10 protein-coding genes are annotated in these 8,339 nt (G+C 42.6%); 7 read left to right on the plus strand and 3 right to left on the minus strand.

Annotated elements, in window-relative coordinates:
- Positions 1-16 precede the first annotated feature (16 nt).
- The 4 genes from KIH86_RS10750 to KIH86_RS30105 all read left to right on the plus strand — a co-directional run bounded on the left by KIH86_RS10750 (position 17) and on the right by KIH86_RS30105 (position 3,531).
- Positions 17-1,072, plus strand: coding sequence for a HAMP domain-containing sensor histidine kinase (locus KIH86_RS10750; protein WP_223080789.1), 1,056 nt, complete (start codon positions 17-19; stop codon positions 1,070-1,072).
- A gap of 218 nt (positions 1,073-1,290) precedes the next feature.
- Complete coding sequence (locus KIH86_RS10755; RefSeq protein ID WP_223080788.1) at positions 1,291-2,451, plus strand: alpha/beta hydrolase; 1,161 nt, start codon at positions 1,291-1,293, stop codon at positions 2,449-2,451.
- A gap of 284 nt (positions 2,452-2,735) precedes the next feature.
- Positions 2,736-3,098, plus strand: a complete 363-nt coding sequence (locus tag KIH86_RS10760; protein WP_223080787.1) for a hypothetical protein — start codon at positions 2,736-2,738, stop codon at positions 3,096-3,098.
- Between the two features lie 178 nt (positions 3,099-3,276).
- The gene (locus KIH86_RS30105; protein WP_223080786.1) at positions 3,277-3,531 is read left to right on the plus strand and encodes a DUF3885 domain-containing protein; all 255 of its coding nucleotides are present in this window, start codon (positions 3,277-3,279) and stop codon (positions 3,529-3,531) included.
- On the opposite strand, the gene KIH86_RS10770 is transcribed toward KIH86_RS30105, so the two are convergent.
- The gene (locus KIH86_RS10770; RefSeq protein WP_223110468.1) at positions 3,525-4,001 is read right to left on the minus strand and encodes a hypothetical protein; all 477 of its coding nucleotides are present in this window, start codon (positions 3,999-4,001) and stop codon (positions 3,525-3,527) included. The two genes, KIH86_RS30105 and KIH86_RS10770, sit on opposite strands and share 7 nt — an antisense overlap.
- A gap of 29 nt (positions 4,002-4,030) precedes the next feature.
- Entirely contained in the window at positions 4,031-4,447 is a 417-nt protein-coding gene (locus tag KIH86_RS10775; RefSeq protein ID WP_223080784.1) for a MerR family transcriptional regulator, read from the minus strand.
- Between the two features lie 230 nt (positions 4,448-4,677).
- Between KIH86_RS10775 and KIH86_RS10780 the strand changes: the two genes are divergently transcribed.
- Complete coding sequence (locus KIH86_RS10780; protein ID WP_223080783.1) at positions 4,678-5,328, plus strand: pentapeptide repeat-containing protein; 651 nt, start codon at positions 4,678-4,680, stop codon at positions 5,326-5,328.
- 222 nt (positions 5,329-5,550) lie between these two features.
- Here KIH86_RS10780 and KIH86_RS10785 read toward each other — a convergent pair whose 3' ends face one another.
- Complete coding sequence (locus KIH86_RS10785) at positions 5,551-6,345, minus strand: GH12 family glycosyl hydrolase domain-containing protein (protein ID WP_223080782.1); 795 nt, start codon at positions 6,343-6,345, stop codon at positions 5,551-5,553.
- 369 nt (positions 6,346-6,714) lie between these two features.
- Between KIH86_RS10785 and KIH86_RS10790 the strand changes: the two genes are divergently transcribed.
- Together KIH86_RS10790 and KIH86_RS10795 are read left to right on the plus strand one after the other, a co-directional pair.
- Positions 6,715-7,587, plus strand: a complete 873-nt coding sequence (locus KIH86_RS10790; protein ID WP_223080781.1) for an aminoglycoside 6-adenylyltransferase — start codon at positions 6,715-6,717, stop codon at positions 7,585-7,587.
- Between the two features lie 96 nt (positions 7,588-7,683).
- On the plus strand, positions 7,684-8,118 hold the full coding sequence (locus KIH86_RS10795) for a GNAT family N-acetyltransferase (protein ID WP_223080780.1): 435 nt from the start codon (positions 7,684-7,686) through the stop codon (positions 8,116-8,118).
- Positions 8,119-8,339: the final 221 nt, after the last annotated feature.

Consider the following 8,339-nt stretch of genomic DNA (forward strand, 5'->3'; position numbering starts at 1 on the left):
GAAAGAGAGCAATAGTATGAAACTGAAAATAAAGCTTCCTCTTTTGTTCTTGCTGATGTTCATAATGTTCATGTTCTCAATTGGAATATACCTGAAGTTCGTCTTTACAATCTATTCCCCTATACGCACTTCATTGCTGGACTCCCGATATATAGCCTTGCTCCTGCCCATACTTGGAATTGCCTGTTTCATATTTATTATTCTAATAATCTATATTCATTTTTGCATAGAGAAGCCCATTCAGCTTCTGAATACCAGGCTTGAAGAAGTAAATATTGTTCATCCACTGCCTCCGCTGGCTCTGAGAAGTAATGACGAGATCGGAGAACTTTATAAACACTTCAATAAGATGGAGCATCGGCTTCAACTCGCACACACAGAGCAGACCGATATGATCGCGGCAATTGCCCACGACTTGAAAACACCCTTGACATCAATTAATGGTTTTAGTGAACTGCTAGCTACACACAACGATTTACCGGAGACTGAGAAGCAGGAAATTTATGATTTGATTCAAAAGAAGTCAGGATATATGGTCGAACTCATCAATGATTTCTCCAGCTTCACCAAAGAAAAATTGGAGTTGGAATCTATGGTAGCTACACCTGTAAAAGCATCAAAATTATTTGAAAACATTGCCTTTGAATATGAGTATGAGTTGGCGGGACTTGATAACGAGCTTACTTACCGCCATTCATTCACGGAAAATATATTGCTGATGGTCAATGAACCGATGATACGTCGGGTCTTCGGCAACCTCTTTAGCAACGCTGTAAGATATGGAGGGAAAAATAACCTGAAAGTGTATATGACCGGATACCCGCTAGGACAGTATGCCTTTTTTCAAATCGAGGATAATGGAATTGGTGTGCCGGATAAGGATATATCTTCTCTGTTCCTCAAATTTTTCACTGTGGATAAATCGCGGCAAATCCAAAAGGGCGGGCTGGGGCTGGGTCTTGCAAGCTGTAAATCCATTATTGAACATCATAGGGGCGAAATTGGCGCCTACTCTTCCGAATATGGCGGTTTGGGGATAAGATTCAGCCTTCCGTTGGCCGGACAACACTGATTTGTTTTTGCACATTTTCGTTTACTACAGGAGTTAATGGCTGCTGCCAGCCGAGAACACCCAGGCAGCAGCCATTTTTGTTTTTTCAGTGTTTTATATTTTTTTATTTTTTCTTTACAAACATTTATTTTTCTTTTAAAGAAGCTTTATCTTTGTGTTGTAAAAATTATCTTGTATTAAAAACTACAATAACTAGAACTGGAAAAGGAGCTGTTACAATGTCAATTGAGTTCAGCCGTTGGCCCGATCACTACATGATGTCATACCAAGTCACCAAAGCTTTAGGTATGGCCAGCCTCGGTGCTACGGACGTCACTGAAATTTATGAGGCCTGCAAAAAAATCGATCCTGACGACAAGGATACGTGGCACAGAGAATGGCTCATAACGGCTCAGGCTTTGGAAAAGCACGGCAAGGAGGCCGAGGCGGCCGGAAACTGGTACACCGCACGAAATTGCTACATTCGGGCCTGCAATTACTACCGAATTTCCGAATATGCGGTGATGGAGGACGACACTGAGAAAATCCGGATATTCAGAAAGGTTAATGAGCTTTTCGAAGCTGCCGGAAAGTACTTCGATGTCCACCCGGAGAAAATCCAAGTCAATTACGAAGATGTCAAGTTGGATGGTTACTTCTTCTCCCCTTCCTGGATAAAAGGTCCGAAGCCGACCCTTTTTGCTCTCAACGGTGGCGACGAGTGGTCAATTGAGAACTATTTCTGGCTGGGTCCCGCTTTTATTTCGTGTGGGTATAACTTTCTGGTCTATGACCAGCCTGGCACCGGCCTCTCGATGTACGAAAAGGGAAAAGGAAGACGAGCGGATAGTGAGGCTTTTCATTCCCGAGCAATCGACTTTCTTCTAACACGGCCAGAAGTCGATCCTGATAAGATTATTGTGCACGGTGAGAGTTTTGCGGCTTACGACTCTTTGCGATTCGCTTCGTTCGATCACAGGATTGCCGCCGTCATCTCCGATGGTGGTACGCACGCCTTTGATTGGGAGGCAATGCTTAAATGGATGCCAGCGAGTCTCGCCACACATGGCATGAGAATTCTGGGAGCAAAAAGCTTGGAGGACTTTGCGGGTAATCCGCGTTTTGCCTATGATCTTGAGGGCGTGCTCCACCAGATCGAATGTCCGCTTCTTGTAATGCACGGAGCGGAAGAGATACTGGTTCAGCCAAACCCGCTGACACAAGCCTTGAAAAATTATGAGCAAGCGGGTTCGACTAACAAGACGTTCTTCCCGATAGAGGATCGACGACTTGGCGGATTAGAGCATTGTCAGGTAGACAACATCAACGTGCTGCATGAGGTAGCGTTGAATTGGCTCTGCTCAATTGGGCTTGGGCCAGCCGCACCTCGCCCTGAGTGATTGCCAGGACGTCGATCTTTCGGTTTCCATAAATACCCGGTTCTATCATAAGGTTTCTGATTGAGCTTATTCGGGAGTGTCCTACTTGGAATCCTGAATAAGCTCTCTCTTTAAACGCTATATGTTGATTTTCATTTACACTATTTGGTTCGATATTTTCGGGCTCAAAAGAGCCCTTTCCATGGATGGACTTTTTTATTGGTACAAAACAGGGCATTATGGCGGGGGGCATCCTTATGGGCGTGCTCTTCGATATAATGTAAGAGCCTTGGTCGTGGGTGCGAATGGTGTTATCGGTAATCGGCGTATCGCGTCGTGGTGGAAAATCTAACAATCATGTTCAATATGTGTCTGCGGATCTACTCAATAAAGACGATCTTCATGTAAAATTAAGCGATTTAACTGCGGTAACAAGGAGGATATTGTGGATTTTTGGAGAAAGTCATTTAAGCTTGATAACGATGAAAATGGAGCGAAAAGGAATGAAAATAAATTCAAACGACGAATTAGATAGCTATCTTAATGAAAACTTTTCGACCAAGTTAGAGCTTGCTTCACCATTATTTTATAATGCGGAAGTTGGGATCAGATTTGAAATTGGGATCCAGACCCTTCTGTCTCTGATGAAGAGTACCAAGAGCAAGTGAACCATCGAGCACTAACATTATTCAAAGATGTTCNACGAAATACTAATTGCTCTCAATTATGATTTTAAAAGAGTGCCTAAACCCAAAAAGATAAAAGCGTTCGACCATGCATTGAAGAATCAAAAAGTTATCCGTAGTCTTAGCTGTAAAAATATTCAAAATTTTGATGGCGAGGTCGATGGCTGGGAGTTTTATCGGTTTGTTCTCGCCTTACGATATCTATTTCGTAAACAAGTCCAGAAATACAATTTTTCATTTTTACGATAGTCGGGGATTAGATATTGTATCCAATTCCAAGGAAACGCTAAAAGAACTTTATTTGAAACGAAATGAGTGGATACTGAATTATGACCTAGAGAGAATCGACTCAATATTTAATAGTAACATCGGGGAACATTCGGACGCACTCCACCACCAATCCGATCTTCAGTAGTCAACACGATATTTCTTCTCCAAGTACGAAAATTCATTATCCCTTTTCTCCAGTATCCTTGGTCGAATTGATACAATATCTGTTCCTGCATCGTAGGGTGGAGCGGCATTGCTTAACTCTTTGATTCGTTCGACAACTTGTTCGTCGATCTCAACCCTGTCCATTTCTTCTTCTTCGACTACTTGAATTGAAATTTCACTGCTTACCGTGGTCTCGGGTGTCAGTAGGCTAACTACGATTGTCATTTCGCCGCATTGAATCGCATCTTGGGTGAAGATTTCTATGATAACATCTTGATCGTGGTCATCAACTACAATGTGTCCTCGTTCATTCTCGACAAAACCATTGAGGTTATTCGAGCGAGAAATACCTTTTGGTAGTTGGATTTGGATTTCCGACTTTTGGGATTGAGCTTTTTCATCATGAAGTAGCTGAATCCATAAATGATTCATTCCTTCTTCGTTCTCCATCTTTGACTTGGCTAATTTAACGTCAAGCATTACTCATTTTCACCCCTTAGTACTTCAGATACGGAATCAATAACTCTTTGTTTTAACTCTGCAGAAATTCGAGGGCTAATCGTAATAATGACATCATCCGTAATCTTTAGAGTTTCGTTTTCAATAATTCGGCTAGGTTCATACAATGTTAATTGCTGACTTACTTTTTCGATGTCCTCCAGGGAAAGTTTTTTCAATGTTTCCTGAATGGAAGCCAATGTTTCCCCGGTTCTTGATAAGGTAATAATTGCACGAAAGTAATGGATGTGGTTATCTGTGTAAACCCTTTTGTTACCCGCTAATTCAAGAGGCGGTACCATACCAATTTGAGTGTAGTACCTTACCGTTCGCAAATTCATGCGCGGGTCATCTTGCTGCAGAATTTCAGCTATTTGTTTAGCAGTATAGCTATTCATGGTACACCTCCAATGACACTCGACTGTATGAGTTACACTTTGCTGTATTGTTTACAGTTTACTGTAACTATTTTCGTTTGTCAAAATAAAAAAGCCCACCCTGGGGGCGAACTGTGAAATCGCATTAGTTTCCCAAGTAGAAGTGGTCATAATCTTAAGATATAATAAGAACTAACGTTCTAGTCAAAAGCAATTTTTAGCGTTGGGGAAAAGTGAAGGAGATTACACGCATGGGCAAAAAAATGTTGAAAATAGAATCGCCTAAAATATTTCCAGAGGAATTACCTGTCCTCATGCAGCTTGATATGCTGCAGCCCAATGATTTTTTAGAAATGAAAATGTTTAAAGACTGTGTGATTGATAATCAAGTGGCTAATAAAGTTGCATTTGATAAAATCATTTTTAAAAATGTAACTTTTACAGAGACATCATTAACAAAAGTTGAATTTACAGATGTAATTTTTGAAAAATGCGATTTATCTAACGTCGATTTTGTTGATGCCATTATCCATAGAACAAAGTTTGAAGGATGTAAAATGGTCGGCATTAATTTCGCAGGTGCGACTTTGAGGAATGTTCTAATTGATAGTTGTATAGCCGATTATGCAAACTTCAGATCTTCGAGCATAAAACAAGTTATCATTCAAGATAGTTCCTTCTGCAAGTCAGATTTTAGCTTTTCTAAATTACAAAAGTTTGAATTATACCGTTCCAAAATTGATTTGGCTCAATTGTCGGGTACGAAGCTAGAAGGAATTGATTTAAGTGATTGTGAGTTCAATGGATTGGGTGTAGGAGTGGAGGATTTGAAAGGTTGCATTATTTCTCGTGAGCAAGCCTACATATTTGTAAGTATGTTTGGACTTATTCTTAAGGAATAAGCTTGTTTTCTGCTCATACCTACGTTCGCGTAATTCACGGCCACTCGCGGAATCCCAAAGAAGTAAACACGGCAGTTGGCTCAATATCGCAGAAATCGAGTTGAGTGCCAGGGAGTCGATTGGCAATTTACTATCAAGAATGCCCGTCGATGGAGCAAAGGAGCCTGGCAATGCACTCAAGCATTTACCAGGCATTTCGGTATTTGCAGCTATCCGTGGCTATTATTGAACATTGACGGAGTAATTGCTGATATTCAAATTCCCGCTGCCGATAAAGATTTCGGAGCCGAACTCGACGCTGCTGATGAATTTCGAGTTGCTCATCCAATATTTCGTATAGACAAGGTGATTCGTAAAATCGCGTATGTTCAACGTGGCGCTGGATGTATTCGACGTACGCACATAAGAAAAGACGTTCCATCCGGTAGTCGACGAGTCTGACAACCAGCCTTTGTAGAGATTCCAGCTTGCCCCGCCTATCGTAACGGTTTCCACGTAAGATCCAATCGGACCGGCATTCGTATTATTCAGCCAGATCATGATTTCATCCGTAGGTCTGGTATTGTAAGTTGCTGCATCTGTGTCGTGTACCCAAATATCGTAGGCTGCGTTATAGGTGCCGGTTGCACTTAAGGAGTATGAGACGGACGTATTGATATTCTTATTATCCCAAATTCGGGTTGGGAATCCGCTGTTCGTTGTATAGCCTTGAGTCCAGTGCCATCCCGAAACAATCGACGGATAGCCTTTCACGCTGTAAGGGTCCGTATCTTTCCAGTCCCATGTCCACCCCAGATCGGTATCGCTATTGTAATAAATGGACTCCCACCAGCCGCTGCCTGCATTCGCGCTTCCCCAAGTGTTGTTAGAAATGTAGTACTTTCCGTTTCCCCATGAAATCGTGGCATAAGGTGTTGAAGATGATGCGGCATAGGTCGCCGAAGCGAAAACCAGACATCCGATCAGTACAAGCAGGCCGAGCTTTTTCCGGGAAAACCAAGTCCCCTTTGCTAACATAATATTCCTCCTTATTTTTGATCAGCGGTTTCTTCAGCCAGCCCATTTGTGAAAGCGCTTACTTTGTATGGGATTACTTTAGCAGATATGTGTTATAGGAAATACCATGGTAATTTGACCTATTTTCATATGGAAATTATTGTTTCGGGTAATAAAAAAATATTGGCTTGCCGACTAGCCGGTTACTGGGCCAAGGGGAATGGTCTTTATGTGCTTCATTTCGCTGCGGTGCCGCGGCAAAGCTTGATCGGGGTATCGGGATACGCTGGCGACTTGATCATTTTTCTGTCATAAACTGTTAGGATTGAGCAATACTTTCCCGGAAAAATGCAGTACGATGACCCTATATTCGGGAAGGGAAGAGTGCTAATGCATAAGGATCTGGTATCTGCGTTCGGTAAAGTGGTGGACATACTGAAGCGCGACGAGCGCTGCAAGGGCGGCTGGCATTACGGTTCGGCCACCAGGGGAGGGGAAGATGAATATTCGGATTTTGACCCCGTATTTCTGGTAGAGGACCGGGATTTCGAAGCGTTCGCAGCAGATGTGCCGAAGGTGCTGGCGGCTGCCTCCGACGAGCTGCTGATATTCTGGGGAGAGGGTTTTAATGACGCCCATTTCAAAAACTATTGCAGCATTATACGCCTGGGGGAAAATCTGTACCAATTTGATTTTTTTATTATTAACGCCGGTTATCCGGAGGCCTGGATGTGCAGGCAGCATTGCAAAGGCTGTACCAAGGATCATATTATTTTTGACAGAACGGGAGAAGTGGAGGCGTTTCTCGGCCAGGGCTACCGCACGGACAACAATATTCCCGATGCTGTAAGAGCCATGGATACATACTGGTTTCATACGGAAATGCTGATCAAGTACTTCAAGCGGAGGGACCTCTTCAAGCTGATTAAAAATGTAGATGTGCTGTTCCATGCCCATGTTGATCTGCTCTTGAGCCGGTATGACACTTTGGATTGGGGCGCATGGGAGAGCAAGGTGAAGCACTGTGTGCCGGAGGAGAAGCAGGAGCATCTGAAGGCGTATTTCGCCCCTGCGGAGTATGGGGAGCTGGAAGCTGCTATCCGCAAGGCGATGTTGCTGTATCATGAGGACGCGGAGGACATTTGCCGGGAGCTGGGCATTGACTATCCGGAATCCGTCGCCCGGCAGGTGATAGCTTATTTCGAACGACGGATGTCTGAGGACGATGCGAGTCCAGACTCCGGCTGGAATGTGAGCGCTTAACTAGATCAAGGAGCAATGATGACCTGACCTGCTCTGTGTGGTAAAATGACCGCAGAAACAGCGTTCAATGCTATAATTATGAAAGGGAGTGTCACATTGGAAATCTTGTTTAGAAATGCAACATGTGAGGATTTCGAAAGCGTATATCCATTATTTGAACAGTTATGGCCAAACAAAACACTAAACAAAGCAGAACTCAATAAAGTATTTAGCAGAGGTGTTTCCTCGCAAACAGATGAACTCTTATGTGCTGTACTAGATGGTGCTATTATTGGATTTTGTGCATATGCAATTGTAAATAATCTTTGGCAGGAAGGGTATATTTCCTACATTTACGCTATGGTTGTAGATGAGAAGCAGAGAGGAAAAGGATTCGGCACCGTATTATTAGATGAAGCAATAAATAAATCAAAAAATCAAGGAATGAAAAGGGTTGAGTTAGATTCCGGATTTCAACGTGAACAAGCGCATGAGTTTTATCAAAAATTCGGATTTGAAAAGCGAGCGTATTTATTCTCGTATGAATTTTGATTTTGCTGTTTGGCGTTTAACTGCAACTGGTCATTAATGGTCAAGGGAAATGAGATGCTTGAGGTAAAAGTTGGAGGAAGTGCAATGAGTTTAGGGTTAACGGAAATTGAAATATGAGCAATTTATTTTTGGCGACTACAAAAATCTTAAATCTGCAAAACAGTTATTCAGATGAATTCCGCCACATATAGAGGCATGCTATGTGAACCCAGTGAAAACTT

This window comes from Paenibacillus sinensis, from assembly GCF_019904155.1.
In the GTDB taxonomy this organism is placed as follows: Bacteria; Bacillota; Bacilli; order Paenibacillales; family Paenibacillaceae; genus Paenibacillus_AQ; species Paenibacillus_AQ sinensis.

Bases quoted from the DNA above. Each gene is read 5' to 3' on its own strand.
- KIH86_RS10750 (WP_223080789.1), top strand. From the start codon at position 17: ATGAAACTGAAAATAAAGCTTCCTCTTTTGTTCTTGCTGATGTTCATA.
- KIH86_RS10755 (WP_223080788.1), top strand. From the start codon at position 1,291: ATGTCAATTGAGTTCAGCCGTTGGCCCGATCACTACATGATGTCATAC.
- KIH86_RS10760 (WP_223080787.1), top strand. From the start codon at position 2,736: ATGGTGTTATCGGTAATCGGCGTATCGCGTCGTGGTGGAAAATCTAAC.
- KIH86_RS30105 (WP_223080786.1), top strand. From the start codon at position 3,277: ATGGCTGGGAGTTTTATCGGTTTGTTCTCGCCTTACGATATCTATTTC.
- KIH86_RS10770 (WP_223110468.1), bottom strand. From the start codon at position 4,001: ATGGAGAACGAAGAAGGAATGAATCATTTATGGATTCAGCTACTTCAT.
- KIH86_RS10775 (WP_223080784.1), bottom strand. From the start codon at position 4,447: ATGAATAGCTATACTGCTAAACAAATAGCTGAAATTCTGCAGCAAGAT.
- KIH86_RS10780 (WP_223080783.1), top strand. From the start codon at position 4,678: ATGGGCAAAAAAATGTTGAAAATAGAATCGCCTAAAATATTTCCAGAG.
- KIH86_RS10785 (WP_223080782.1), bottom strand. From the start codon at position 6,345: ATGTTAGCAAAGGGGACTTGGTTTTCCCGGAAAAAGCTCGGCCTGCTT.
- KIH86_RS10790 (WP_223080781.1), top strand. From the start codon at position 6,715: ATGCATAAGGATCTGGTATCTGCGTTCGGTAAAGTGGTGGACATACTG.